A 24,905-nucleotide genomic window follows, 5' to 3' on the forward strand; every position below is an offset into this window, starting at 1 on the left:
TTACTCCTTGCCGGTGGCCCGGCGGATCGCATGCCGGAACGAGTTTTCTTCGAAAGTGTCGCGCCGCGCCGCCACGTGCTGGTCCGGACGGATCAGATAAACGGCGCTTGTGGCGTCACCCAGATACCGGCGCTTCAGCTCCAGCGTTGGATCATCCTTGACGGACAGGGCAAGGCGCGTGACTTCGATGCCATCTTCTTCGATGACGTCCGGTGCATCCGCATCAATCGTGAGCAGTGTGAACTTACCCGCCAGCTTGGGCAGCAGGAACTCATCGCCCAGTGGGGCATCAGGGCAGGCAGAACCCGGCCTCGTCCTTGCTGGCCCGTTCAGAGCGTCCGCCGAGTTGAGCGGCGAGCCGTCATATGTGCAGGGCACGCTAAGACGGCCGGAATTCACCAATGGGCGGGCGAATTCATAGTGTTCACTGAGGTCCAAAACCGCATCCCGAAGAACGCGCGACATTTCGGATTTCGGAGTGATGAAATCGGTCGAGCGGGTCGAGTTCAGAATATTCTCGTCCGCACCGTGAATGCGCTCGGCATCATAACTGTCCAGCAGGCTTTCCGGGGCTTTGCCGTCCATCACCAGCTTCAGTTTCCAGCACAGATTGTCGGTGTCCTGCAGCCCTGAATTCGCACCACGGGCCCCAAAGGGTGAAACCTGATGTGCGCTGTCGCCCGCAAAGATCACACGACCATGGCGGAATTTTTCCATGCGGCGGCACTGGAATGTGTAGATCGAGACCCATTCCAGTTCGAACTTCACGTCCTCGCCCAGCATTGCCTTGAGGCGGGGAATGACGTTTTCGGGCCGCTTCTCGCGTTCCTTGTCGATATCCCATCCCAGTTGCAGGTCAATCCGCCAGACCCCGTCCGGTTGCTTGTGCAACAACGCCGACTGACCCCGGTTGAAGGGCGGATCGAACCAGAACCAGCGCTCGGTCGGGAAATCGGCGTCCATGATTACGTCCGCGATCAGAAAGTTGTCTTCGAACACGCGACCGACAAAATCCTTGCCCAGCATGGCCCGGGTTGGAGACCCTGCCCCATCGCAGGCGATCAGCCAGTCCGCCTCGACCGTGTAGGAACCTTCGGGCGTTTCCACCTCTAGTTTCACATGATCGGGATGAGTACCGATGGCTTCGACCTTGTTGCGGCCCCGGATTTCAATCGGGGCTCCCCCGGCCTGCAATTCACGGACCCGGTTCACCAGATATTCTTCGAAATAGTATTGTTGCAGGTTGATGAACGCCGGGCGTTGGTGGCCCTCTTCGGGCAGAAGGTTGAACCCATAAACCTGACGGTCGTCAAAAAAGACCTTACCAAGGTTCCAGACGACGCCCTTGTCCACCATAGGCTGCCCACACCCCAGCCGGTCCAGGATTTCCAGCGGGCGTTTGGCAAAACAAATTGCGCGGCTGCCAAAACTCACTTTGTCATTATCGTCCAGAACCAGCACTTCGACACCTTGCTGCGCAAGGTCGATAGCAGCGGCGAGACCGATTGGCCCTGCACCGACCACGATCACCTTGTGCCGAACCGGCGCAGATGCGTCCTGATCCGCGCTGTGTTCGTAGGCATAGAGTGGAACTTCAAAGATCTTGTTCATGGGCCCTCCCCCGATGCTCATGCGCTCAGGGCGCAAATCTCCTGTCCTTCGCCGCGTTGGCGCCGAAGGTTCTGGTGTATCGTTTCATTGTTTCATTCGGGGCAACACGATCTGGATCAAAGTCGCCCCGATTCATTAGCCCTGCAGGGCCTCCCACATTTCCAGATCACGCTGGGCGGTCCAGATGCGGGGTGTGTCTATACCGCGCGCTTCGTCATAGGCGCGGGCGACGTTGAATGGCAGGCAGTGTTCATAGATCGCGTAATCGGCGAACTTCGGATCACATTCTGCGCGCACGGCATCCCATGCTTCTTTCAGAGAACCGCCGCGCGCCGCAACCTTTGCCGCCGGGCGATAAGTACTTTCAACAAAGTCACGCGTGTTCTCAATGGCGGCGTTGACCATGTCCTTGCCAACCAGCGCGTCACCCCTGCCCGGCGCGATCGCATCGACGTCAAACCACTTGATTTCGTCCAGAGTATCACCCCAGTCATTGAAATGACCGTCGCCGCAATAGCAGGCCGAGTGGTATTCGACGATGTCGCCGGTGAACATCACGTTCTGGTCCGGTACATGGATGACAATGTCCCCTGCCGTATGCGCCCGGCCCAAATGCATCAGATCGACCCGGCGATTACCCAGATAGATAGTCATCGTGTCGCTGAACGTGGTGGTTGGCCAGGTCAGGCCCGGGATGCTCTCATGTCCTTCGAACAGGCGAGGAAAGCGCTGGAATTCGCTGTCCCAGTCCTCCTGCCCGCGTTCCACGACCATGGCGCGGGCCATGTCGGACATGACGATCTGCTGTGCACCGAATGCGCTGGCACCCAAAACGCGCACCGCGTGATAGTGGGTCAGCGCCACATGAGTGATCGGCTTGTCTGTCACTGAACGCACACACTCGATCACCTTGTTCGCCAGTCGAGGTGTGGCCTGTGCTTCTACGATCATAACGCTGTCATCGCCGATGATGACGCCCGAGTTCGGATCGCCCTCAGCCGTGAAAGCATACAGTCCCTCGCCGACTTCGGTGAAGGATATCTTCTTTTCCGTCATGTCCCCCTGGGACGCAAATGCTTTGCTCATGGTGATTTCCTTATCGTGCGTAGGGGTTTTCAAGTGCAGGCAGAACGGTGCCCGTGCAGTCACCGAAGCCGATTGTGTAGCCGTCACCTTTGGCAGCACCTTTCAGAGTCAGCGTATCGCCGTCTTCGATGAAGGACCGGGCCTCACCCGTGTCCAGCGTCAACGGCTCCTTGCCGCCCCAGCTGAGTTCCAGCAGCGAACCGCGCTCGGGCTTGGTCGCCCCGGAAATGGTGCCGGACCCCAAAAGGTCGCCCGCATTCATCGGGCAGCCTGACGTCGTATGGTGGGCGAGTTGCTGCGCGGCGGAATAGTACATTTCCCTATAGTTGGTACGCGCAATCGTGGTCGCGTCCTTCCCGTCCGGCGCCATGGTGATTTCAAGGTCGATGTCATAGAGCATCGGACCACAGTCCTTGAGGTGATCCAGCAACTCGAACTCGCGTGCGGGAGTGTCACAGCGAAACGGCTCCAGCGCCGCTTTGGTCACAATCCACGGGCTGATTGAGGTGGCCGTGGCCTTGGCCTGAAAGGGACCAAGAGGCTGGTATTCCCATGCCTGAATGTCGCGGGCCGACCAGTCGTTCAGCAGAACGTAGCCAAAGATATTATCATCAGCTTCCTGCACCGATATCGGTCCGTCGGACGGTGTGCCGACAATTGCGCCCATTTCCAGTTCGATGTCGAATCTGCGACAGGGCAAGAACGCAGGCAGATCATGGTCAGGTGACTTGAGCTGTCCCCAAGGCCGGCGGACATCCGTACCAGAGACTACAACTGACGATGCGCGGCCATTGTAGCCAATCGGAATATGCAGCCAGTTGGGCGGCAGTGCATTTTCAGGCCCACGGAACATGGTACCGACGTTGAATGCGTGGTTCCGGCCTGCATAGAAATCGGTGTATTCGCTGACCGCAAAAGGCATATGCAATTCAGCGTCAGTCATCGGCACAAGCAATGGTTCAACCTTGTCCTGTTCCGTCGAACCTTCTGAAAGCAATGCGATCAGCCGATCACGCAGCGCCGCCCAGACGGCAGGACCTTCTTCCATCAACTCGTTCCAGAAGGGCACGTCGAACAGAGGATAATCGGCCAGTGAAATCAGCCCGGCGGCCTCTGCCTCGGTAACATCAAGGATCATGTCTCCGATGGCAACACCACAACGTGGATCGGACCCGGCGGTCGAAAAGACGCCATAAGGCAGGTTGTTCAGCGGAAAGGGGTGGTTCGCATCGTTGGCCGAAGCCACCCAGGATTTCATTAACGGCATGTTACGTCCTTAATCAGTCGCGGATATAAGCCCGCTAAATTGGGTTATTGGGCGGAGCGCAGCGATTTCAGCCCTAGAAGCAGGGCCGCCACGATCATGAAGCTGCCACCGATCCGGTCCAGCCACAGCCGTGCGGACCCTTTCAGGCGGCTGGCCAGCCAGCTTGCGCTGCCGCCATAGACCGTCAGGAAAAGCCCGTCGATAGCCAGGTAGGTTGCCGACAGAATTGCGAACTGCAGCCAGAAAGGTTGTGCGCCGTTTATGAACAAAGGGAACAACGCGGCAAAGAACACAACAGCCTTGGGGTTCGCAGCAGAGGTTACAAAACCTTGCATCCACAGTGCCTTGCGGCTGGCCAGTTTCGCGGATTGCGAAGTCTTGCTTTCGGCCTTCAGAATTGTGCGGAGGCCGAGAAACACAAGATACGCCACGCCGAGCCACTTGATGACCGCCAACGCAGTACCAGAAGTCGCAATCAGCGCCGCAAGGCCAAGACCTGCTGCCAGCATCTGTAACAGGTTTGCTGTCAGGTCACCGGCTGCCGTGAACAGGCCACGCGGCAACCCGTTAGCAGCCGAATTGGACAGCATCAGCAACTGGCTTGGTCCCGGTGTACTCATCAGCAGCAGAACCGTGGCGACGTATGTGATCCAGATATCAAAGCTCATGATACGCTCATTTCTTGCCCGGAGTTCCGTCGAATTTCTTCTCAAGCGTTGTCCAGCAATCGATATAGTCGTCCTGCAGTGGCGCTTCGTTGGCTGCAAACGCGGTCAGATGCTGCGGGAAGCGGGTCTCGAACATGAACGACATCGTGTTTTCCAGCTTGTCCGGCCCAAGGTTCGAATTCGATGCCTTTTCAAAGGCTTCCTTGTCCGGTCCATGCGGCAGCATCATATTGTGCAGGCTCATCCCGCCGGGAACAAATCCCTGCGGCTTGGCATCGTACTGACCATAGATGTTCCCCATCAACTCGGACATGATGTTCTTGTGGTACCATGGCGGGCGGAATGTGTCCTCCATCACCATCCAGCGTTCCCGGAACAACACGAAGTCGATATTGGCGGTTCCCGGTTGTCCCGAAGGTGCGGTCAGAACGGTAAAGATCGACGGATCGGGGTGGTCGAACAGGATCGCTCCAACCGGACAGTATGTGCGCAGATCATATTTACAGGGCGCATAGTTGCCATGCCAGGCAACCACATCCAGCGGGCTGTGCCCGATGCTGGTGGTATGGAACTGTCCGCACCATTTGATGGTGACGGTCGACGGCACTTCGCGGTCCTCGAACGCGGCAACCGGCGTTTTGAAATCTCGCGGGTTGGCCATGCAGTTGGCGCCGATCGGGCCCCTGCCCGGTAACTCGAATTTCTGGCCATAGTTTTCGCAGACGAATCCACGGGCCGGGCCTTCCAGAACTTCGACGCGATAGAGCAGTCCGCGCGGAATAATCGCGATTTCCTTGGGCTCCAGATCGATAATGCCAAGCTCGGTCGCAAAGCGCAGGCGGCCTTCTTGTGGGACCACCAGCAATTCGGAATCGGCCGAATAGAAATAGTCGTCGACCATGGATTCAGTGACGAGATATATGTGGCTGGCCATTCCGACCTGGGTGTTCACGTCACCTGCCGTGGTCATGGTACGCATGCCGGTCAACCAGGTCAGCGACTCGTCCGAGTGCGCAACCGGGTCCCAGCGGTATTGGCCAAGGCTGATTACGTCAGGATCGACGCAGGGCGCAGATTTCCAATAGGGCAGATCGATCTTTTCGTAGCGATGCGAGTGCTTGACCGACGGGCGAATGCGATAGCACCAAGTCCGTTCAGGATGCGTTGCTGTAAAGGCCGTACCGCTCAGCTGTTCACCATACAGTCCATAGTTACATTTCTGTGGGCTGTTCATGCCCTGCGGCAGAGCACCGGGCAAAGCCTCGGTTTCGAAGTCGTTTCCAAAACCCGGCATATAGCCTTCGTGCGTGCCCACAGGCGTACTGGCCTGGGTCATTTTATGAGGGTCAGTCGGACGATTCATGGCGCGTTCCTCCGTTTGCTGCTTGTCGAATAATAGTTGATTTTGTAACTAACAAGCATGACACAACACAAAAAAACCGAAAAAGATGACTTCGATCTGCGAAATTTCCTGCCTTTTCTTCTGAATCAGGCTGCCGAGGAGAGTTCGCTTGAATTTCAGCGCGTCTACAAGAATCGGTATGGAATGTTGCGTACCGAGTGGCGCGTCCTTTTTCATCTGGGCAATTATGGTGAAATGACCGCCAAGGAAATTGGCGAGCGCGCCAAGATTCACAAGACCAAGGTCAGCCGTGCGGTTCATAAGCTGGAACAGCGTCGATATCTGTCCCGCACCCGCGATGAAAACGATCGCCGGGTGGAACGATTGGCTCTGACGACCGGCGGTCAGTCGGTCTATCGTGAATTACGGGGGATTGCAGAGCAATATGACGCAAAACTGGCCGCGCATTTCACAAATGGCGAGGCCGCGCTGCTGCGCATGATGCTGCGACGGTTGGCAGGTATGGATTGACGCACTGGTAAATTCAGGACGCCAACCCCAGATGACTCTCAACAGATTTGGAGCCTTACATGACCGCCGCAAATACCATTTCCCCTGAGGCCAATACACTGATCAGCTGGCTGATCGAGCGGGGGCTGGAAGGTGCAGGCCACGAAGAACTTCTTGAGGGGTACTGTACGAGGCTGGTCGAGCTTGGTGTGCCGCTCATGCGGTTTCATTCGGCTCAAACCGCGTTGCATCCGACCTATGGGGGGATTGGATATAGCTGGTATCACGACGAAGGCGGGCATTTCGAAAATTATGAATATACAGAAACACCCAGCGAAAGATGGGTAAACAGCCCGCTATATATATTGATGCAACAAAAGATGGATACCCTGCGCGAAAGGCTGGTTGAGCAAAACGAACCCAGTCGGTTCCCTTTTCTGAATGAGCTGCGCGAACGCGGAGCCACCGATTATCTCGCCACAGGGCTTGTGTTGGAGAAATGGGATCCAGACAAACCCATCGATCCCAAAAATTCACCCGAAGGTGTCCTGTTGTCCTGGGCCAGCAACGGCGCCGACGGGTTTCGTGACAGCGATCTGGAGTTGATCAGGGCGGCACTGCCGCATCTGGGTTTGGCAATCAAATCGGCGACCAATCGCAAGATGGCCAGTGATCTGATGCGCGCATATCTGGGCCGGGACGCGGGGCGCCGCGTGCTGTCGGGCGAAATCCGCCGTGGATCGCTTCAACAGATCGATGCGGTGATCTGGAATTTCGACCTTGAGGGGTTCACCAGCTTGTCCGAAGAACTGCCGGGCCCCGAAATCATCGAAATGCTCAATGACTATCTGGCCGTAGCTGTCGACGTGGTTCAGGATTGCGACGGCAGCATTCTGAAGTTCATGGGCGACGGCCTGATGGCGATGTTCGATGTCGGTGAAATCGACGCCGATGCGCGGGCGGCGCTTGAGGCGGTTGCTCAGTTGCAGGCTCGAATGGCCGAAAAGAACGCTGAGCGCCAGGCAGTCGGTCTGCCCACCGCAAATTATACTCTGGCCCTGCACGCAGGCGAAATTCTGTATGGAAATATCGGGGCGGAAAACCGTCTTGATTTTACCGTGATTGGCCCGGCGGTAAATCAGGCGGCCCGAATAGCCGGAATGCACAGATCATTGGGGCAGAGGATTTTGCTTTCGGACGACGTGGCGCGTGCCGCACAACCATGCGCGCACGATCTGATCTCGCTTGGCCGTTACATGTTGCGCGGCGTTTCCGAGCCGAAAGAACTGTTCACCGTGTATCGGGGCGGGTCCTAGAAATCGATCTCGACACCCGGCAGGTTCAGTTCCTTCATCATGTCGCGCAATTCCTGCCGGGCCGCGATGTTCGAGATATTCAGCTGCTTGACGCCGATGTCCTTGAGATCCAGCAGCGTCAGACCGCGCGGGAACAACTCGCGAAAGATCACTCGCTCGGAAAAGCCCGAGGCGACACGGAAGCCGATTCGCTGGGACAGCATCTCGATAGCGCGCTGCATCTTTTCCTTGTTGACCATACGCTGCGTACCGACCCGGTTTCGCACGACAACCCAATCGAGGGGTTTCAGCCCTGCCTGCGCCCGAAGCTGACGTGCGTTCCAGACCATTTCGGAATAGACGGACGGGCCAAGAATTTTTTCGCCCTGGGTGTCGATCCGCGCCAGCAGATCGAAGTCGATGAAGCTGTCATTGAGTGGAGTGATCAGCGTATCGGCCAATGAATGCGCCACCTGGCTGAGCCGAGTATGAGACCCCGGACAGTCGATCAGTATGAAATCGCTGTCACTTTCCAGCTCTGCAACGGCTGCAGACAACCGGTGATCATAGATGTTCTCGCCGGGTTTCAGAACCGAAGCGTCGATTTCCGGCAGGTCGTGGTGTCGGGGGCTGGGCAGCCGAAGCTCGGACCCGTTGATATAGCCCTTGCGGTTCTCGAAATAGCGGCCAAGGCTGCGTTGGCGCAAATCCAGATCCAGCGAACTGACCTTATGACCTAATCTGGCCAGCGCCGTGGCCACATGCATGGATACCGTAGACTTGCCTGCGCCGCCCTTTTCGTTCCCCACTACGATGATATGTGCCATGCCTGTATTCCCGGTTTGTCACGCTTTTGACCACGCGTTGTTGGTCAACACTATATGTTGTGTGGGCATCGAAGGAAAGAACCTACATGCGTTTACCGGGCATATTGAGGTTCAAAAGTGCAGCGATTGCTTCGCGGTTTTCTTTGCCCTGCCCGGCACGTCCCGAATTTCTGCTGCTGAATCACTCTTTTGTGGTACGCGAGGGCCAATGCAGGAACGAGTGGAACACGTCTTTCTGAATGTCCTGAATATCGTCCTGCCAGTACTGATCCGTGCCGGAATGGGATACTGGCTGGAAAATATCGACGCCCCGGTTGACGACAAACTCATCAGAAGACCCGTTGCGTGAGTCGGCTGCCCGACCCTGATCCTAACGGATCTAGCCACAACCAAGATCGGGGTATGGATCTTCCGTTACATGATGGCCGAGGCGGCGAGCCTCATAAAACGATGATACCAACATCGTTGTCGCCGGAACGTATCCTGCCTGCAGCCTATGGGCTGTCAAAAGAAAACGGGGCCTGAAGCCCCGTTTTCAAACCTTTTCAGTGTCCAAATACGTTGTTTGGCACCCACTTCATCTTTTCGCCCTGCTTGCCCCATTTCATCATCAGGCAGGCAGTGCTGTATTTCTGAAAGTACACGATGTTCAGATCATACCATCCGGCCTCGGGTACTTCGACCTCGACACGCTGGTTGGCCTCGCATGGCTGGCGCGAAGAGAAATAACCGACCTGCTGACCGCCGATCCGGGCGTCGATCCCGTCATTGGACCAGGTTTCCAGCTCGTAGATTCCGGGCGCATCGAACCGGATATATCCATTGATATCGGCTGCAACGTTCATCGCCTTGTCAAACGTCAGAACCGGGTCGCCTTCGGATGTGTCCCGATAATCCAAACCCCGCAACGCGCGGCCGGGTTTGGCGCTGGATACCATCTGCTTGGCCATGTCGATCGATTGAATCTTGGACGGCGGATCGCCGCCCCAGGCATATTTCACCGCAAGTCCGGCTTTGGGGCTCGAAGGCTGCGGACTGGCCGGCTTTAGCTTGATAGGCGCGGCCGAGAGCGCCGAGGCCAGCGTCAACCCAAATACCGCAACCATTCCTGTTAAGAATGATTTCATACTCATCTCCCGTGCTGTTAGTTTGCCGACCCTCGCCGATCTGATGCAAACGAACTCATCCATGAGCCTAGGCGGCAATTTTTCGTGCGACAACCCCGCTCGGCATCACTTTTGTCGACTCAGGCCCGCATGTCCTTGGGCGAGCCCATGACAACATAAGATGTGATGGATGTGACATGGGGCAATGTCCCAAGAACTTCGGTATGAAATGTCTTGTATGAAGGAAGGTCTGCACATTCCACCCGCAGCAGGTATTCGATGGTTCCGGTAGTGTTGTGACACTCCACCACTTCCGGTGCCTGTTGCAGCGCCTTTTCGAACCCTTCCTGCGCGGCCTTTGTGTGCTCTCCCAGCCCGACACCGATATAGGCCACAAAGCCCAGCCCAAGCGCAGCGGGGTTCAGCACGGCACGATAGCCCGCAATGATGCCCAACCGCTCCAGTTCCTGCACGCGACGAAGGCAAGCCGAGGGAGAAAGCCCCACGCGCTCGGCCAATTCCAGATTGCTGATGCGTCCATCCCGCGATAGCTCGCGCAATATTCGGCGATTTATTTCGTCCAATTTAGTCATTTGTTGCGAAATCTATTGATACACACACAAAAACGCAATTTCATTTGCCGTGAACGCAGCAATTATCGGCGCATGACCTACGATATCCTGTTAGCCCTTGTGGTGTTTGCCTTCGTCTCATCCATCACGCCGGGGCCGAACAACCTGATGCTGATGGCCTCGGGCGCCAATTTCGGCTTTCGGCGCACGATCCCGCACATGTTGGGCATCGGGCTGGGATTTACCTTCATGGTGCTTCTGGTTGGCGCAGGGTTGGTGCAGGTCTTTGACAGATTTCCGGTCAGCTATACCGTGCTGAAGATCGCGTCTGTGGTTTATCTGCTTTATCTCGCCTGGAAGATTGCCCATGCCGCGCCGGCAACCGGTCAGGACGCATCGGGCAGGCCAATGAGCTTTCTACAGGCCGCCGCGTTTCAATGGGTGAACCCAAAGGCTTGGGCGATGGCGCTGACCGCTACAACCGCATACGCGCCGGGCCAGACGCTGAACGCAATAATTGTTGTCGCCCTTGTGTTCGGTGCGATCAACCTGCCTTCGGTCAGTACATGGACGGTCCTAGGGCAGCAGATGGCGCGAATTCTAACAAACCCGCGCCATCTGGTGGCTTTTAACTGGACCATGGCCGGACTGCTTGTTGCCTCGCTCTATCCGGTTCTCTGGCCACAATGAATTAGCGGAGTGGCAGACAGATCTCGGTCAGCAACTCCTCAGGTGGCGTTTCCCGCGGATTGTTCAGGTAGATTTCATAACAAGGCTGATCAGCGGGCTCTTCGCCCGATTGCGGCAACCAGTTACCAAACAGGCTGTGATAGGCCGCATGGATGCCGGAATACGGCCCCTTGTAGGTCAGAACAGCGGTCTTGCCGCCGGGTATCTGCCACTCTTCCATACCATCGGGAATATCCGCGCCCCGGTATTCAGCGCCTGCAAAACTGCGCAATTGATCCTGCGGAACGTCTTCGGGGCTGTCCAGATACAGGGCCAGCATGGGTCCGACATGTGGCCAGAGCTGGCGGGATTCGCACAACGCTCCGAACGCTTCAAAACTCTTGCCGATCTTGGCATAGTCACCCTTGTGCGGCAGCACAGCCACGCGGCGGGCAGGTTCATTTCGGGTGGTCACAGGGTGCATGGGATATCCTCCGGTTTTGAAGTTTGGATGAGCCGGCAGAAACTGCCCCGCCTTTCTGAATGCAGCGGGGCTTCTGCCGTAAGCCTCGGAAAAGGCCCGTGCAAAGGATTTCAGGTTCGGATATCCGACGTCGGCCGCAATCTGCGGAACCGGCGTTTCGGATTGTACCAGCCACGTAGCGGCGCGATGCAGACGCAAACGACGAACAGCCTGTGCGCATGTCTCGCCCGTGATCGCGCGAAATACGCGATGCCAATGAAACCGCGACATTGCCGCCACATCAGCCAGAGCGTCTAGCGACAGATCATCTGCCGGGTGGTTGTGGATATGGGCAAGCACGCGCAACACGCGATCTTCGTAACTGGTTGCCATAGTGGCTTTTCCTCTTTCACTTTGCTCCATTGAGGATGCATATTCCATTGCCACAAATCTTGCTGAGTTGCATCCTGAGCGGCCTGAGGTCATATAGCAGGGAACTTTCGCGTTAAGAGGCGTCATGACTCAGTATCTGGATTTCGAAAAACCCCTGGCCGAGATCGAAGGCAAGGCCGAGGAACTGCGCGCGCTGGCGCGTGCCAACGAAGAGATGGACGTGACCGAAGAAGCGGCAGCGCTTGATGCAAAAGCGGCCAAGCTTCTGGACGAGTTGTACGATGACCTCACGCCATGGCGGAAATGCCAGGTGGCACGCCATCCTGAACGGCCCCATTGCAAAGACTACATCGAGGAATTGTTTTCCGAATTTACTCCGCTGGCCGGTGACAGGAACTTTGCCGACGATCTGGCCGTCATTGGTGGGTTGGCCCGTTTCAACGATCAGCCGGTAATGGTGATCGGCCACGAAAAGGGTTCTGACACGAAATCGCGGATCGAACGGAATTTCGGCATGGCCCGACCCGAAGGGTATCGCAAGGCCGTGCGTCTGATGGAAATGGCGGGCCGGTTCGGTTTGCCGGTGATCACCCTGATCGACACTGCTGGCGCCTATCCCGGCAAAGGTGCCGAAGAGCGCGGACAATCCGAAGCCATCGCACGCTCGACCGAGATGTGCCTGAAAATCGGTGTGCCTCTGGTTTCGGTCATCATCGGCGAAGGCGGGTCAGGTGGCGCGGTTGCGTTTGCGACCGCCAACCGCGTCGCGATGCTGGAACATTCGATCTATTCGGTGATTTCTCCCGAAGGCTGCGCCTCGATCCTCTGGAAAGATTCCGAAAAGATGCGCGAAGCTGCCGAGGCGCTGCGCCTGACAGCGCAGGACCTGAACAAACTTGGGGTTTGCGACCGGATCATTGCTGAACCCAAAGGCGGTGCGCACCGTGATCGTCCGGCAACCGTCGAAGCCGTCAGCGAAGCGATTTCCGCAATGTTGGAGGAGTTGAGCGGAAAAGACGCTGCGGCCCTGATTCAGGATCGCAGGCAGAAATTCCTTGATATCGGCTCCAAAGGACTGGCCGCTTAACTGCGCGGCCAGCTCTGTACCCGGTAGATTAGACCATCAGCCGCCTAGGCGGCGCAGTAGGTCCACTGAGGGCTCACCCGTAACCGTCAGGCCGTTGGCACTTTGATATTCGCTGATGGCGGCCTTGGTGTTGGACCCGACCACCCCGTCTGCGCCTTGCGTGTCGTATCCTGCAGCGGTCAGACGTCTTTGCAGGTCCTTGCGGTCATCCAGCGTCAACCCGGTCGCGTCCGGGCCGAAAGAAGCCTGAAACGGTGCACCGCCTGCGATGCGGTCTGACAGGTGCCCCACCCCTATCGCATAGCTGTCCGAGTTGTTGTACCGTTTCAGAACCTGAAAATTCCGGAACACGGCAATTCTGGGTCCTGGAACCTGCGGTTGCAGAACCGCAACTGGCGTGCCGGAATTGGCGGCGGCCGATCCGACCTCACCTCCCCAAGGCTGTCCACGGACCCAACCCGCACGGGCCAGATAGGCGGCGGTGGAGGCCAGCGAATCCGTCGGATCATCCGACCAGATATCGCGACGGCCATCGCCCGTGAAATCCACGGCATAGGCCAGATATGACGTCGGAATGAACTGCGTATGCCCCATGGCCCCGGCCCAGCTGCCGGTCATGTTCGCAGGCGTTGTATCACCGTTCTGCAGGATCTTCATCGCGGCCACCAACTGGCTTTCAAAGAAAGCTCCACGCCGCCCGTCATAGGCCAGCGTCGAAAGCGCCGAAACCACAGGAACATCCCCGCGCCGCGCGCCGTACCGGCTTTCCAGCCCCCAGACGGCAACCACGACTTCCTTGTCCACGCCATATTGCGCCTCGATGCGCGACAACGTAGACCCGTGGCGTTGAAGCATCTGCTTGCCAGTGCTTATTCTTTCATCCGAAGCGGCAATGGCCAGATAATCCTCAAGCGAGCGCTTGAATTCGGTCTGGTTGCGATCGCGCTCGATCACGCCAGGCAGATATCCCGCCCCCTGAAATGCGCGATCTATGGTCGTTTGCGAGATACCCTGAGCCGACGCGCGCCCTTTGAAGCCCGCGACCCAGGCATCCCACCCGGCATTTGGCACCGCCTTCATCCGACTGCTTGACGTATTCTGCGTCACGCCGCCGCCGGAACAGGCCGCCAGCATCGTTGACCCAAGCCCAAGTGAGAAAATTCGACGATTGATCATGACTGAAATCTGCTCTTGTTTTGATTTGTATTTAGATTAGCGAACTCGCCGGCATCGTACCAGCAAACATGGCGCGTGAATTGCTTTCGAAAGCATCACGCGATCCGCACTGGAAAATTCGGCAAAAAGCCGCTCAGGCCACAAGCAGACGAAGGCCCTGTGTGACATCCGAGCGGACCGCCAGGCGAAGACCCGGCTCGTCCCCGGCCTTCAGGGCGGATATGATCAGCCTGTGAAAATGTGGCGGTTCGGTTCGGCGCAACCGACCATACAGGGCCCGCATGGTTGGCCCAAGCTGCAGCCATACGGTCTCTGCCATCGCCAGCATGGCCGGCGCCTGCGCCCGCAGATACAGGGTGCGATGAAATTCCAGATTGGCGCGGATATACCCAACTGCATCCCGTTTGGTCACCATTTCCGCCACGGACATGTTGATGGTCTGCAACCGATCGATCAGCGCCATATGGGCACGCGGAAGCGCACGGCTGGCCAATTCCACCTCAAGCAGCGCCCGCAAGGCAGCCAGTTCTTCGATACGGTCATTGCTCAGCTCAGGTGTCGAAACCCGTCCCGATGTCGACAACGAAAGCGCACCTTCCGCTGCCAGCCTTCGAACTGTCTCGCGCGCCGGAGTCATGGATACGCCAAATTCCTTGCCAATGCCTCGTAGGGTCAAAGCCTGACCCGGTGGAATTTCCCCATGCATGATCCGCGCCCGCAATGCGCGGTAGACACGATCATGCGTGGCTGATTGGGAGTCTGTGGAGCGTGCGGACAACATGGCCCCATGTGATCACAAAATGCGGCGACGTCAACTCGCGTCGATATCGAACCGGTACCGATGCAGTTCCGCGCCATTGTCCCGCAACCAGCGGCGAGGCACCTGGTACGGCCCGAATAGGCGTTCGACCTGCGCCCAGAAAGCTGGGGAATGGTTCATTTCGGCCAGATGCGCGACCTCATGCGCCGCAACATAATGCAGCACTTCGGACGGAGCCAGGATGAGGCGCCAGGAATACATGAGCCCCCCATCCGAACTGCATGACCCCCATCTGGACCGAGTGTCGCGCAAGGTGAGGCGTGAGTATGACCGCCCAAGCATGGCGGCATAGTCATCGCTGGCTTCAGTCAGGCGCTCGCGCGCAAGCTCCTTAAGGAACCGGGCAAGCCTGCGGGCCTCGGACCCGGACGGGACAGCAACTTCCCCCGGACGCAGTTCAATTCTGCGCCCTGTTGCAACAACGATTCGCCGCAGCCGCCCCTCAATCGGAATCTCTTCGCCGGGCCGTACAACGGAATGCTCTGGTCTGGCCTGCAGATGCCCTCGAATCCAGTCCTCCTTGACCCGCGCGAAATCCAGCGCCTCGGTTTCGGGAACTCCGGGTGGCAAGGTCAGCGTAACCCGACCATCCAGCTGAGAAATCCTCAGGCTGATCCGTCGCGCACGCGCCGATCTGCGCAATGTCAGGGGCACTGGCGGATGCCCTGGCAACGCATGTCGCCCCATGGCACGATCTCCTCTGCTCAAAGGCTTTGACAGCCCCTGCCGCATGTGGCAGGTGAGCTGAATCATTTATACGACTCACCTGATATCAAGGGGATTTGAGATGCCCAAGGAAGAATGGGGTGTAAAGCGCGTTTGTCCGACAACAGGCAAACGGTTTTATGACCTGAACAAGGACCCGATCGTTAGCCCCTATACCGGCGAGATCGTGGAACTGGAAACCGGCAAAAGCCGGATGATTGCCGCGGACGCCGAAGACGCCGCATCGGCCAAGGCACGTGAGGATGCCTCGGATGAGGATCTGGTTCTCGACGATGATGACGCCGCGGACGTTGATATCGACGACGACATTCTCGAGGATGACGACGACGATAACGTCTCTCTGGACGACATCACGGATATGTCCTCCGAGGACGAATCCTGATACATTTCGGAGGCGGCGGAAACTGCGCCGCCTCTGAATCTCCGGCTGGATTTCGGCCGACAAATTTTTACCGGACTCTGTTTTTTGGGCTTGCACTCGGGTGCTTCGTCTCATAAACGTCCGTCCACCGCGAAGCGGTACCTATTTGGGGCCTTAGCTCAGTTGGGAGAGCGCTTGCATGGCATGCAAGAGGTCAGGGGTTCGACTCCCCTAGGCTCCACCAAAACCTAACAATACAACTAGATAGCAAGCATTAGAGCGGTGTGACACACAGGTGTGACACAAAATGAAGCTGCATGCGTACCTCTCGCTGTCCAGACACGGCATCTATTACTTCCGTTGGCCCCTACCCGACACGGCACCAAAACCACACACTAGACCAAACACCACACGTAGGACCCTTCGGGTGTCATTGCGTACGAGATGCCCCAAAGAGGCTGGTACTCTGGCACGGCGTCTTGCAGTGTGCGGCGACACAATAACAAAGCACATAGAACAATCGGGCATGAACTACGGCGAACTACGCACAAAGGTGCACGGGCATTTCAAGAGAGTACTAGAAAGGGCAAAGGCGCGCAGGGACGAACTCGGCCCATACACCGAGGGTGAAAAAGAGCGCATGATTGATACTCTCCAATACTATGAGATGGATAACGAAGACTACTGGGACTTGATGGGCAAGGAATACGCCACGCGGGAATACAAAAATTTTTGCATTGCAACTGACGTAGCCCAAGCCCAGCCTATCGAGACAAAATGGGCTATCCTTGATGAAATCCGAAAAGCACAAGCCAGTTTCTATAAAGCTCTGCTGGAACACGATAAGACGTTCGAGAACTACGATTTCAGCACGAAGCCCAGCGCGGCTGTAAGCGCCCCAGAATGCGCTCAAGCCAGTTCCAGCAGTGCCCCAGTCACAATTTCAAAGAGGCCCCCACAGGCGCTTTCTAGCCCGCTCCTATCCGTCCTGTTTGCCGAGAGAAAATCTGAGGCGGAACAGACAGGTCAATGGTCAGCCAAGCTGCTGAACGACTATCAGGCTTGGACAGACCTCTTCATAGAATTGCAAGGCGACCGTCCTATTCTCGACTACAAAAAAACGGACGCACGCGACTTTAAGAATGTCCTGCTAGAACTTCCCACCAACAGGAATAAACTACCGCAAACGATTGGCCTAACGCCTAGAGAAGCCACACAAGCAGCAAAAGATCACGGTCTGCCAACGCTATCAGTAAGTACAGTCAACAAAGCCTTGGGAAGGCTGCAAGGGATATGGAAGTGGGCTGACAAACAGTTGGACGAAGAGGTTACAGACATCTTTGGGCCGATGAAGATAGCTGACAACAACAACGCCAGAAACCAACACGACCCGTTCAGCAAAGAGCAACTGCAGACCATCTTCAACAGCCCCCTGTACACAGGGTGCAAATCGAGGCGGTTCCGCACAGTGCCGGGAGATACAGACCTGAGCGATACCAGTTGGTATTGGCTTCCGCTGCTTGGCCTATGGACTGGCGCACGACTGAACGAGTTGTGCCAGTTGAGCGTTAAAGACATCGACCAAGAAGAGGGCATACCCCTAATTCGGGTCCAAGAGGGCGACGAAGACCAGCGCGTCAAGTTCGGCAAAAGCAGGCTTGTTCCCATACACCCCGACTTAATACGGTTGGGCTTCCTACGCTTCGTAGAGGTACAGCGGCAGGCAGGTCACGAGCGGGTGTTCCCTGAACTGAAGCTCGGAGCGACGGGCTACTACTCAGATCAGGCCAGCAAAGATTTTAACCGCTACATCGACAAAATTGGCGCGAAGACAGTCAAGACCTCGTTCCACTCTTTCCGCCATAACTTCAAAGATGCTTGCCGTCATGCGGGTGTACAACCTGACATCAATGACATCCTCTTGGGTCATGCTCTGCCCGGTATGGCTGGACGATATGGCGACGGGAACGTACCTTTGTCGGTATTGTACGAAGCTGTCTGCAAGGTTGATCATAAGGGCCTATCGGGCGAGCAAATCAAGCCGTTCCAGCGGGCTTAACGGGATGGCTTGCAAATTGCTGCAAAAGTCATACGAGCATCCTGGCAAGAACCTTCTCGGTTTCGGCAATACGTACCCTTAGATCGGCGCAACGGCCCCTGATAGTACGAGAAGAAATTACAAAGATAACAATTGGCACGACTAGGTTCTGAAGCAAAATTGCTAAAGCCCAACCCCATTCGATGTTCACATCAGGGAACAGCGTGCTATACGACAATACACCTAGAGCGATAATTAGCAGACCCAAAACAACCGAAAATATGGTCCTAGATACAGAAAAGATGCCTATTTCGATCATGTTGAGATCGTTTTCAAGCCTGAGGATTTTTTCTTTTATTGAGGCATCACTAAGAGATTTTGCACTCAGCTTTAGCCTCTTTGTCCTGCGAACAAGGTTGGAAATTTCTCCCGAACCAATAACTTGCAGAATAGCTAAACCGAGCAATAACCCGATACCAACCTCTTGCACGCTGGAGAAATCCCCAAGACACAAACCCAAAGAATTCAAGCTAATCATGGTACTATCCTAATGGCACTAAGTTTTTCAGACGCCCTAAATGATATTTTGCACAACCGGAACATGAGCGTTGACGAGCTGTCTACACGCACGGGCATTCCGACGCCAGAGTTGCAAGACGCGGTCAAAAAGAAGACCTCGGTCGATGATGAAACAATCGAGTTGGTTGCGAAGGCGTTGGCCGTTCCCGAGGCCGCCCTTTTTGCAACCAAAACATTACCTCTGTCTGATGTTCCTGATTTTAGGCGCAAGAAGCCAAGAAAGGCGCTTTACGACGCTGGCACACTCAAAGCCATCAGTTTTGTTGAGAAAATTTCCGGTGCGTTGACTTCAATGCCACTAAATCTTGATCTCGAACCCGGTATGGAGCCCGTTGATGCGCCTCTGACCCGTGCATCAGCAAAAAAACTTGCTGAAGAGTGGCGGGCTAAATGGGGGATTACTGACGAAGAACAAATCGCCTTCCGAAGTTCACACAAGCTGTATTCCAGTTTCAGGGAATTTGTTGAGAACCAAGGCGTTTTTGTTTTGCATTTTCCGTTCAAGAGCGATGAAGTTGTTGGAATTTATACCAAAGTTAACGGAGGTGGCCCTCACACCATCGTAATAAACACTACTGGTTCCAGCAAAGCGAGAAAGCTGTTTACCCTTGCTCATGAGTTTTGCCATGTTTTGCTAAGAAAACGGGGAGCTTCGGACCCATCGGTATCCAACAACAAGGTAGAGACTTTTTGCAACCAGTTCGCAGCATTTCTGTTGGCCCCAGAGAGTGTCATAAGGGAAGCGCTGCGCCGTAGCAACTTTAACCCAGAAGACATCTCCGACACTGTCAGGCTAGTGTCCAATTTTCTTGGTGTCAGCCAACACTGTACAATACTCAGGTTCTTGGAAATGGGTGTGATTGGAGATGACACCTACCGTAGGTGGCGCTCCCAATTTTCTGGGTACACTCATCCTGACGATACGACTGATGGATCGGGAGGAGGAGCAGCTGATCCGATACACAACAAGAGAACTCAGTACGGCTTCTCACTAATCCGATCTTTGAGCCAAGCAAAAGCTGAAGGCTACATGGATGCCATTGATGTTTTTCGTCTATCAGGCATCAAACCACGCTACCAGCTTGACCTGCTTGGAGTTTAACAAATGGCTCCAAAACTGGCTGGGCCGAAGGCGGTCATAGACATTCAAGGTATCATCGGGGCCTTGGAGACAAACAGCAATGCTGAGAAAGTTGCTGTATTTGATGCGATTAGCGAAGGTGACTTGTGGCCGCTCAAAGGTGTTAGAGAAGAAGTCGAAGGCTTTGGCGACGTGCTGCTGAACCAATACAAAGCCTTCGGGCCGTACCGTTATATGAAGGTTCCAGCCAACGCTAAAGCTCTAGCAAACATTTATGCGGAGCAATGCGGAGCTACAATCTTTGGTCAGTGCCCACCATTCTATTGCTTTGAGGTATATGCGTTGTGTGTGTCAAAAAGTATGAACTTGATCAGCCACGGCAGCCACTTGGCCTACTACAAGAAAATCCGCAAATCGGTTGACGACAAGGTGCCGGTTCTGTCGATCTCCGACCTTGTATGAAAATAAGGGCACGGCATGGGGCCGTGTGATTTTATGACGAATTTTTAAGAGGTGGTATCTATACTGCTGAGGCCAGCTTGTTCCCCCATACCCCTATCCTTTGTCATTACGACTTGACGCCAAGTGCCTCACTGGACCCTGCCCCAGCGACACAGCTAGCACACATGCAAATTGTGTCTCACAGATATTGACTTCACCTTTTGAGACGATATGTCTCTCAATATCTTAGACTTTGTGAAACGGAACAGATCATGCTTGTTGGCTATGCTAGGACTTCCACGTTGGATCAAACGGCTGGGCTTGATGCTCAACTGCGGGAACTGGAACAGGCCGGGTGCGAGAAGGTATTCACCGAACAGGTATCCTCAGTGGATGTGAGAGCGCGTGAGAAGCTCACAGAGGCGCTCAACTTCATCCGAGAGGGTGATCACCTAGTAGTCACCAAACTGGACCGTCTGGCGCGCTCTATGGCCCACCTGATGGAAATCCGCAGCCAGCTTGACGCCGTTGGGGCGCACCTAACGATCTTGGGGTTAAGTCTCGACACTTCCACTGCCCAAGGCAAGCTGATGTTGAACCTGTTGGGAAGCGTGGCCGAGTTTGAGCGTGAGATAATGCTGGAACGTCAGCGTGAAGGAATTGCCAAGGCCAAAGCTGCCGGAAAGTACAAAGGACGCAAACCAACCGCACTGGCAAAGTCGGATGAGGTGCTTGCTCTGGCAGGTGAAGGCATCGGCGCTACCAAGATCGCTCAAGACCTCGGTATCAGCCGCGCATCGGTGTACCGAATACTCAATGCAGGCCAAAGCTGACCGCTGAGCCCCATTTATCGGCGCGCTGGATAGGTGCTAATCTAACCTGAACAGATGCGCGCTTGCGCTCGGCCATCTATCTTCTTTGCAATTCGGCAATTTGATCGGGTTCAGTCCGATAATTTGCTTACCCCTTCCTCTTATGAGGGAAGAAACGGATACATGCATGCTTTTGTATATTTGATCCGTTTGCCCCGTTGGATTATTACCAGATCAAGGCCGGATGCACATTTCTGAATGCTTCATCCGTTTGCCCCAGTTGGATTAATAACCAGATCAAGACCATACCATGCTTAGTATATTGATTACATATACTAATAGATGATCATCATAGCAGCATGATCATAGTATAAACATGATAGAGCACCCCGGTATGTATATATGTATAATATACTAATAGCTCTACATAGAATACATAATAGGTGTAATGTGCAGTAAGTATTCATCAGTAGTAGATACCTTATGGAATATAGCTTGTGTATATACACAAAACATCACACCAATAGTAATACTATACACATGTATGCATAGTGCACTGGATGGTTAGCCAGTATCAGCATGAAGATTAGTATACTTGGTATATACACCTAACTAGAACAGTTTATCTATTTGTTTTATATTACTTTTTATCCCTGTATACGGTTGAACTTTGCGATTAAAGACACACCAGCATAAGCAGTCTAACAATTAAATCGAAGAGACTGCACCGGGTACAGAACAGCACTGCTGACATCAACTTGTTCTATATATTGGGGACTACAATTGAGAGACCTTCTATCGGAAGATGTACTGTGCGGCGTTGATCGCATTTATCGGCTACAAAAGGCCTCTCGGGCCATAAACATAAACGAGCTAGACCGGATGCTGGCAAACGCCTTCCTGACCGACGAACGACCATGGCCGATCCAAAAACTTGAGCACCACACAGGCTACACGAGAGCAGCCATACGCAAGCATCTAGTGGACTATGACAGCATGGGCATAGCAGAGAGAAGAGCCCGTCAGGGCTGGGTTCTGACGCCTTTAGGGCAAAGCATTCTTTCACGCGCATTTAGTGAACTGCTGACGATAGCAAACGGGAATACAAACAGGTTCAGCGCCGAACTGTTAGACCTGTTGGGTAGTGTGGACGCTACTGCTGCAGTGAGACCTCTACACACACCCCTCGGCGACATCTTCTGAATACCGAACCAAGCACCATACTATTGACCCACACCACTGCCGCTAGAGAGTGCGAGGTCCTACTTGTTCTGATTGCGCTGTGCCTTTTTGGCTTCGAATTGTTCCCAGACCTTAATACGACCCTTTTGCCGCGCATCAGCTAGCCAGAGCTTCTTACGCACATCAGGCACCTCTAGGCCCCTGTACTTCCCATCCGAGAACTTTGGCCAGTCTATCGCCATCCCCAGCTTGACCATCTCCGCAGACAGGTCGCGCCCATCCTCAAGGTAGCACTTTGCCACCGTACGACCGTGGGTATCCTCAGCAGTAACCACTGCCCTCACCTTTTGCCCCTTACAAAGGGACACCAAAGCCCACTTGGCCTTCTTGCCGTACGGGTGGTTAATCTCAGGCGCATCAACGCCAAACAAGCGCACTTGGGTTTTCTGTATTTTTATGGTGTCGCCGTCCACAACATAGGCTGAACCTTCCAAGACCTTTTCTATGGGTTCAGGTATTGCACTGTCAGCGTCAAAACGCGGGGGCTGCTGAACCACTTGGGGGCGTGATGCGCCCAATCTCGGCTTCAAGTCCGAATTTGGTTGATAGGTCGGCTTAGTGCTTCTGTCTGGCTGGCGTTTACTATGCACAACGAACAGCACAACTACCCCAGCAACGACAAGCAGTATCAATACTTCCACAGGATCGGACCTTAATAATGGTTTGGTTCAAAACACATGCAGAGAAGTCCGCAGACACACTGCACGTTATGGTTGATACTGGGATGGTGGAGGAGTTTAATCCAGTGAAAAAATCGACCCGCTCTCCACGACAAAACACTCTACACTAGTGTGGAATAGTTTACGCAACAGCGCTCTTCGCCCTCTGCACTGAAATAGGTGAAGTCGCCTAAGTTCCTTGATGAAGACTATCCTTCAGAGTTATTAACAGCGTTTCGGAATTCATCTGGATTTTTTATTCTAGATGCACTCGCCTTTATGGACCCATCATGCAGTATCGACACATCCCCGAACCCTAGGAGCCGGCCCAACAAGGAACGCTTAACTTCAATTGCCAAAGTTGTGCCTATGGGAATTTCAATTAATCGGCTGGACAACATTCCCTGCTTAAACACGACATGCGTTTTTGTAGCCGCAAGAACTCTCAAACGATCTTGGTATCTCTTGAGGGCCAAAACAGAAACCAATCCAAACGAGACAAATGCTGCACCGACAATGATCGGAGAAAATCTTGGTTCCGGTTCTTCATACAAACGCAAAAGCAACCAAATTAGCACAGCCAGAGACACCCCAGTGAGGGCATACAATTCCCAGTGCCTAGCCCAATGCGGCTGCGCGACTGCTCTCAATCCTGGAATTCCAAATTTATTTGCCACTGACCTCATTGAGTACGTGGTTGCATCGCCTTGGTACTTATCACCAAAGAATATACCCTTTTCTATGCGACCGCTGGGATACTCCATGATACCTTCGCCCGATGGGCTCGGCCACCACCCTGTGTTTTCGACGGCCATTTCTCCTGAATACTTCCTGCCGTCCTTGTATCTTATGGTTCCAGATATAATATTCTTCTCTTCGTCCGGAAGATCATGAATGTAAGGGCTAATTAGAGTTCCGGTGAATTCGTCACCTGCAAAGGAAATCGTAACCTCGCCAGCGGGTAGCATTTGTCGAAAGTCACCTTCCAGTCGCAACCCGGCGTCTAGCAATTCTATAACGCCGCGACCACGTAGATACCGCTTCATGCCCCTATTTGAAGCAAGTGCACGACTGTCGTGGACAAAGTCAGCCGTGACACGATTTCCATACTCTGTTGTGTATACACCCATTCCCTTGGGGGCAAAGTCATCACCTACAGAACCAAAATATGTTTCTGTCCCGCCACCCTCTATCGTCCTCGATATTTTCACATCACCGTCGGCAAAACCGTTTTTGAAAGTTCCTTCTACCTGAAACTTGAAACTTGCCGGGTGATCTGAGTGTGAACCTCCTACAAGAAATACACCGGCACCGTCAGGGCGGCCCTCACTATTCGTGGTGCCTGAGAAACGATTGCCGCCACTAACACTTAAACCATCACTCATAGTCCGACCAAAAAAGGTTAAAGTTCTATTTAGACAATTACCCAACCATAGTTATCATGACGGGATTGCGTCGAGCAGTTTTTCATTGCGTCCGCATGCAACAAGTTACGCCGCTATCAGCCGAGCACCTACCTCAGCATCAACCTCAAGCAATATAATCAAACTACTCGACATTTGACCCAACACTAGGACTACACACGCAAATGCGCAGGTCAAAAAGGAAGCGCCGAGGTTTAGGTACGCACAGTTCAGTACAAAGGGTTGCGCATACTAAAGTGCGGCACTAGGGTGAGACACACTGCAAACCAACACACTACAATAGTGTTTACTATCAATACATTAGGCGTTCGGCGGCGTTTCCCCTAGGCTCCACCAAATCCCCACAGGACAGCTAGATCGCAAGCACCAGAGCAGTGTGGCGCAAAGTTTCGCTGCAGGAGTATCTCTTGCTGTCCAGACACGGTTTCTATTGCTTCCGTTGGCCCCTGTGACAGGCGTCTCAACGCCGCTGTGTTTTACCGCTATTCCACTCTTGGCAGACCTGTCGTGACGCCACAGGTCAAGCCCGTCACGGATAGGGAAAGCCAGAACGTACAAAGACGTTGTGCAATAAAGCTTGGGAAAAATTAAAGGGCTGACCGAGGGGGTAGAGGTCAGCCCTTTTTGGGGGTGTCCGGATCTGTGAATGG

General features: G+C 54.6%; 25 protein-coding genes and 1 tRNA gene. 11 read left to right on the plus strand and 15 right to left on the minus strand.

Going from position 1 to position 24,905, the window contains the following annotated elements; translation table 11 throughout:
* The 5 genes from ACR0NW_RS05475 to hmgA form a co-directional block, all read right to left on the minus strand.
* A complete protein-coding gene (locus tag ACR0NW_RS05475) occupies nt 1–1,611 on the minus strand; it encodes an FAD-dependent oxidoreductase (RefSeq protein ID WP_170651161.1) in 1,611 nt (536 codons plus the stop codon).
* Between the two features lie 135 nt (nt 1,612–1,746).
* On the minus strand, nt 1,747–2,697 hold the full coding sequence (locus ACR0NW_RS05480; protein ID WP_480448482.1) for an MBL fold metallo-hydrolase: 951 nt from the start codon (nt 2,695–2,697) through the stop codon (nt 1,747–1,749).
* A 10-nt stretch (nt 2,698–2,707) separates the two neighbouring features.
* Complete coding sequence (fahA, locus tag ACR0NW_RS05485) at nt 2,708–3,964, minus strand: fumarylacetoacetase (protein ID WP_480448481.1); 1,257 nt, start codon at nt 3,962–3,964, stop codon at nt 2,708–2,710.
* Between the two features lie 44 nt (nt 3,965–4,008).
* Nucleotides 4,009–4,632: a LysE family translocator gene (locus ACR0NW_RS05490; protein ID WP_170651164.1), complete on the minus strand. Its 624-nt coding sequence runs from the start codon at nt 4,630–4,632 to the stop codon at nt 4,009–4,011.
* A gap of 7 nt (nt 4,633–4,639) precedes the next feature.
* Nucleotides 4,640–5,995 (minus strand): homogentisate 1,2-dioxygenase, encoded by a 1,356-nt coding sequence (hmgA, locus tag ACR0NW_RS05495; RefSeq protein ID WP_480448480.1) that lies wholly within the window; start codon nt 5,993–5,995, stop codon nt 4,640–4,642.
* A 57-nt stretch (nt 5,996–6,052) separates the two neighbouring features.
* Here hmgA and ACR0NW_RS05500 point away from each other — a divergent pair, with 57 nt between their 5' ends.
* Nucleotides 6,053–6,505 (plus strand): MarR family winged helix-turn-helix transcriptional regulator, encoded by a 453-nt coding sequence (locus ACR0NW_RS05500; RefSeq protein WP_480448479.1) that lies wholly within the window; start codon nt 6,053–6,055, stop codon nt 6,503–6,505.
* A gap of 59 nt (nt 6,506–6,564) precedes the next feature.
* On the plus strand, nt 6,565–7,800 hold the full coding sequence (locus ACR0NW_RS05505; RefSeq protein WP_480448478.1) for an adenylate/guanylate cyclase domain-containing protein: 1,236 nt from the start codon (nt 6,565–6,567) through the stop codon (nt 7,798–7,800).
* On the opposite strand, the gene ACR0NW_RS05510 is transcribed toward ACR0NW_RS05505, so the two are convergent.
* A complete protein-coding gene (locus ACR0NW_RS05510; protein WP_170651168.1) occupies nt 7,797–8,606 on the minus strand; it encodes a division plane positioning ATPase MipZ in 810 nt (269 codons plus the stop codon). The genes ACR0NW_RS05505 and ACR0NW_RS05510 overlap by 4 nt on opposite strands.
* A gap of 208 nt (nt 8,607–8,814) precedes the next feature.
* Here ACR0NW_RS05510 and ACR0NW_RS05515 point away from each other — a divergent pair, with 208 nt between their 5' ends.
* Nucleotides 8,815–8,955 carry a hypothetical protein gene (locus ACR0NW_RS05515; RefSeq protein ID WP_480448477.1) on the plus strand — a complete coding sequence of 47 codons (141 nt, stop codon included), beginning with the start codon at nt 8,815–8,817 and terminating at the stop codon, nt 8,953–8,955.
* Between the two features lie 196 nt (nt 8,956–9,151).
* On the opposite strand, the gene ACR0NW_RS05520 is transcribed toward ACR0NW_RS05515, so the two are convergent.
* Complete coding sequence (locus tag ACR0NW_RS05520; RefSeq protein ID WP_480448476.1) at nt 9,152–9,733, minus strand: PA14 domain-containing protein; 582 nt, start codon at nt 9,731–9,733, stop codon at nt 9,152–9,154.
* A gap of 119 nt (nt 9,734–9,852) precedes the next feature.
* Nucleotides 9,853–10,305 carry an Lrp/AsnC family transcriptional regulator gene (locus ACR0NW_RS05525; protein ID WP_480448475.1) on the minus strand — a complete coding sequence of 151 codons (453 nt, stop codon included), beginning with the start codon at nt 10,303–10,305 and terminating at the stop codon, nt 9,853–9,855.
* A gap of 72 nt (nt 10,306–10,377) precedes the next feature.
* On the opposite strand from ACR0NW_RS05525, the gene ACR0NW_RS05530 reads away from it, so the two are divergent.
* Nucleotides 10,378–10,974: a LysE family translocator gene (locus ACR0NW_RS05530; RefSeq protein ID WP_480448474.1), complete on the plus strand. Its 597-nt coding sequence runs from the start codon at nt 10,378–10,380 to the stop codon at nt 10,972–10,974.
* A 1-nt stretch (nt 10,975) separates the two neighbouring features.
* Here ACR0NW_RS05530 and ACR0NW_RS05535 read toward each other — a convergent pair whose 3' ends face one another.
* Entirely contained in the window at nt 10,976–11,809 is an 834-nt protein-coding gene (locus tag ACR0NW_RS05535) for an AraC family transcriptional regulator (RefSeq protein WP_480448473.1), read from the minus strand.
* 124 nt (nt 11,810–11,933) lie between these two features.
* Between ACR0NW_RS05535 and ACR0NW_RS05540 the strand changes: the two genes are divergently transcribed.
* The gene (locus ACR0NW_RS05540) at nt 11,934–12,896 is read left to right on the plus strand and encodes an acetyl-CoA carboxylase carboxyltransferase subunit alpha (protein WP_480448472.1); all 963 of its coding nucleotides are present in this window, start codon (nt 11,934–11,936) and stop codon (nt 12,894–12,896) included.
* A gap of 36 nt (nt 12,897–12,932) precedes the next feature.
* On the opposite strand, the gene ACR0NW_RS05545 is transcribed toward ACR0NW_RS05540, so the two are convergent.
* The 3 genes from ACR0NW_RS05545 to ACR0NW_RS05555 all read right to left on the minus strand — a co-directional run bounded on the left by ACR0NW_RS05545 (nt 12,933) and on the right by ACR0NW_RS05555 (nt 15,579).
* Nucleotides 12,933–14,072 (minus strand): lytic murein transglycosylase, encoded by a 1,140-nt coding sequence (locus ACR0NW_RS05545; RefSeq protein WP_480448470.1) that lies wholly within the window; start codon nt 14,070–14,072, stop codon nt 12,933–12,935.
* A gap of 133 nt (nt 14,073–14,205) precedes the next feature.
* Complete coding sequence (locus ACR0NW_RS05550) at nt 14,206–14,853, minus strand: GntR family transcriptional regulator (protein WP_480448469.1); 648 nt, start codon at nt 14,851–14,853, stop codon at nt 14,206–14,208.
* A gap of 30 nt (nt 14,854–14,883) precedes the next feature.
* Nucleotides 14,884–15,579, minus strand: coding sequence for a M48 family metallopeptidase (locus tag ACR0NW_RS05555; RefSeq protein WP_480448468.1), 696 nt, complete (start codon nt 15,577–15,579; stop codon nt 14,884–14,886).
* A 100-nt stretch (nt 15,580–15,679) separates the two neighbouring features.
* Here ACR0NW_RS05555 and ACR0NW_RS05560 point away from each other — a divergent pair, with 100 nt between their 5' ends.
* From ACR0NW_RS05560 to ACR0NW_RS05570, 3 genes are all read left to right on the plus strand, one after another.
* On the plus strand, nt 15,680–16,000 hold the full coding sequence (locus ACR0NW_RS05560; protein ID WP_480448467.1) for a TIGR02300 family protein: 321 nt from the start codon (nt 15,680–15,682) through the stop codon (nt 15,998–16,000).
* A 147-nt stretch (nt 16,001–16,147) separates the two neighbouring features.
* A tRNA-Ala gene (locus ACR0NW_RS05565) sits at nt 16,148–16,223 on the plus strand.
* 282 nt (nt 16,224–16,505) lie between these two features.
* The gene (locus ACR0NW_RS05570; RefSeq protein ID WP_480448466.1) at nt 16,506–18,038 is read left to right on the plus strand and encodes a site-specific integrase; all 1,533 of its coding nucleotides are present in this window, start codon (nt 16,506–16,508) and stop codon (nt 18,036–18,038) included.
* A gap of 28 nt (nt 18,039–18,066) precedes the next feature.
* On the opposite strand, the gene ACR0NW_RS05575 is transcribed toward ACR0NW_RS05570, so the two are convergent.
* A complete protein-coding gene (locus ACR0NW_RS05575; protein WP_480448465.1) occupies nt 18,067–18,555 on the minus strand; it encodes a hypothetical protein in 489 nt (162 codons plus the stop codon).
* 12 nt (nt 18,556–18,567) lie between these two features.
* Between ACR0NW_RS05575 and ACR0NW_RS05580 the strand changes: the two genes are divergently transcribed.
* The 3 genes from ACR0NW_RS05580 (at nt 18,568) to ACR0NW_RS05590 (ending at nt 20,951) form a co-directional block, all read left to right on the plus strand.
* Nucleotides 18,568–19,698: an XRE family transcriptional regulator gene (locus ACR0NW_RS05580; protein WP_480448464.1), complete on the plus strand. Its 1,131-nt coding sequence runs from the start codon at nt 18,568–18,570 to the stop codon at nt 19,696–19,698.
* Nucleotides 19,699–19,701: 3 nt separating this feature from the next.
* Nucleotides 19,702–20,139 (plus strand): hypothetical protein, encoded by a 438-nt coding sequence (locus tag ACR0NW_RS05585; protein ID WP_480448463.1) that lies wholly within the window; start codon nt 19,702–19,704, stop codon nt 20,137–20,139.
* 251 nt (nt 20,140–20,390) lie between these two features.
* Nucleotides 20,391–20,951 (plus strand): recombinase family protein, encoded by a 561-nt coding sequence (locus tag ACR0NW_RS05590; protein ID WP_480448462.1) that lies wholly within the window; start codon nt 20,391–20,393, stop codon nt 20,949–20,951.
* A 1,241-nt stretch (nt 20,952–22,192) separates the two neighbouring features.
* Here ACR0NW_RS05590 and ACR0NW_RS05595 read toward each other — a convergent pair.
* Entirely contained in the window at nt 22,193–22,813 is a 621-nt protein-coding gene (locus ACR0NW_RS05595; RefSeq protein WP_480448461.1) for a thermonuclease family protein, read from the minus strand.
* Nucleotides 22,814–23,040: 227 nt separating this feature from the next.
* The gene (locus ACR0NW_RS05600; RefSeq protein WP_480448459.1) at nt 23,041–24,216 is read right to left on the minus strand and encodes a PH domain-containing protein; all 1,176 of its coding nucleotides are present in this window, start codon (nt 24,214–24,216) and stop codon (nt 23,041–23,043) included.
* Nucleotides 24,217–24,905: the final 689 nt, after the last annotated feature.

This window comes from Ruegeria sp. CF5, assembly GCF_056537325.1.

Excerpts from the sequence above, each read along its gene's own strand:
- ACR0NW_RS05550 (WP_480448469.1), bottom strand. The coding sequence starts at position 14,853 with ATGTTGTCCGCACGCTCCACAGACTCCCAATCAGCCACGCATGATCGT.
- ACR0NW_RS05500 (WP_480448479.1), top strand. The coding sequence starts at position 6,053 with ATGACACAACACAAAAAAACCGAAAAAGATGACTTCGATCTGCGAAAT.
- hmgA (WP_480448480.1), bottom strand. The coding sequence starts at position 5,995 with ATGAATCGTCCGACTGACCCTCATAAAATGACCCAGGCCAGTACGCCT.
- ACR0NW_RS05570 (WP_480448466.1), top strand. The coding sequence starts at position 16,506 with ATGAACTACGGCGAACTACGCACAAAGGTGCACGGGCATTTCAAGAGA.
- ACR0NW_RS05575 (WP_480448465.1), bottom strand. The coding sequence starts at position 18,555 with ATGATTAGCTTGAATTCTTTGGGTTTGTGTCTTGGGGATTTCTCCAGC.
- ACR0NW_RS05535 (WP_480448473.1), bottom strand. The coding sequence starts at position 11,809 with ATGGCAACCAGTTACGAAGATCGCGTGTTGCGCGTGCTTGCCCATATC.
- ACR0NW_RS05520 (WP_480448476.1), bottom strand. The coding sequence starts at position 9,733 with ATGAAATCATTCTTAACAGGAATGGTTGCGGTATTTGGGTTGACGCTG.
- ACR0NW_RS05525 (WP_480448475.1), bottom strand. The coding sequence starts at position 10,305 with ATGACTAAATTGGACGAAATAAATCGCCGAATATTGCGCGAGCTATCG.
- ACR0NW_RS05600 (WP_480448459.1), bottom strand. The coding sequence starts at position 24,216 with ATGAGTGATGGTTTAAGTGTTAGTGGCGGCAATCGTTTCTCAGGCACC.
- ACR0NW_RS05555 (WP_480448468.1), bottom strand. The coding sequence starts at position 15,579 with ATGGGGCGACATGCGTTGCCAGGGCATCCGCCAGTGCCCCTGACATTG.
- ACR0NW_RS05560 (WP_480448467.1), top strand. The coding sequence starts at position 15,680 with ATGCCCAAGGAAGAATGGGGTGTAAAGCGCGTTTGTCCGACAACAGGC.
- ACR0NW_RS05490 (WP_170651164.1), bottom strand. The coding sequence starts at position 4,632 with ATGAGCTTTGATATCTGGATCACATACGTCGCCACGGTTCTGCTGCTG.
- ACR0NW_RS05505 (WP_480448478.1), top strand. The coding sequence starts at position 6,565 with ATGACCGCCGCAAATACCATTTCCCCTGAGGCCAATACACTGATCAGC.
- ACR0NW_RS05545 (WP_480448470.1), bottom strand. The coding sequence starts at position 14,072 with ATGATCAATCGTCGAATTTTCTCACTTGGGCTTGGGTCAACGATGCTG.
- ACR0NW_RS05530 (WP_480448474.1), top strand. The coding sequence starts at position 10,378 with ATGACCTACGATATCCTGTTAGCCCTTGTGGTGTTTGCCTTCGTCTCA.
- ACR0NW_RS05540 (WP_480448472.1), top strand. The coding sequence starts at position 11,934 with ATGACTCAGTATCTGGATTTCGAAAAACCCCTGGCCGAGATCGAAGGC.
- ACR0NW_RS05585 (WP_480448463.1), top strand. The coding sequence starts at position 19,702 with ATGGCTCCAAAACTGGCTGGGCCGAAGGCGGTCATAGACATTCAAGGT.
- ACR0NW_RS05510 (WP_170651168.1), bottom strand. The coding sequence starts at position 8,606 with ATGGCACATATCATCGTAGTGGGGAACGAAAAGGGCGGCGCAGGCAAG.
- fahA (WP_480448481.1), bottom strand. The coding sequence starts at position 3,964 with ATGCCGTTAATGAAATCCTGGGTGGCTTCGGCCAACGATGCGAACCAC.
- ACR0NW_RS05515 (WP_480448477.1), top strand. The coding sequence starts at position 8,815 with ATGCAGGAACGAGTGGAACACGTCTTTCTGAATGTCCTGAATATCGTC.
- ACR0NW_RS05480 (WP_480448482.1), bottom strand. The coding sequence starts at position 2,697 with ATGAGCAAAGCATTTGCGTCCCAGGGGGACATGACGGAAAAGAAGATA.
- ACR0NW_RS05580 (WP_480448464.1), top strand. The coding sequence starts at position 18,568 with ATGGCACTAAGTTTTTCAGACGCCCTAAATGATATTTTGCACAACCGG.
- ACR0NW_RS05590 (WP_480448462.1), top strand. The coding sequence starts at position 20,391 with ATGCTTGTTGGCTATGCTAGGACTTCCACGTTGGATCAAACGGCTGGG.
- ACR0NW_RS05475 (WP_170651161.1), bottom strand. The coding sequence starts at position 1,611 with ATGAACAAGATCTTTGAAGTTCCACTCTATGCCTACGAACACAGCGCG.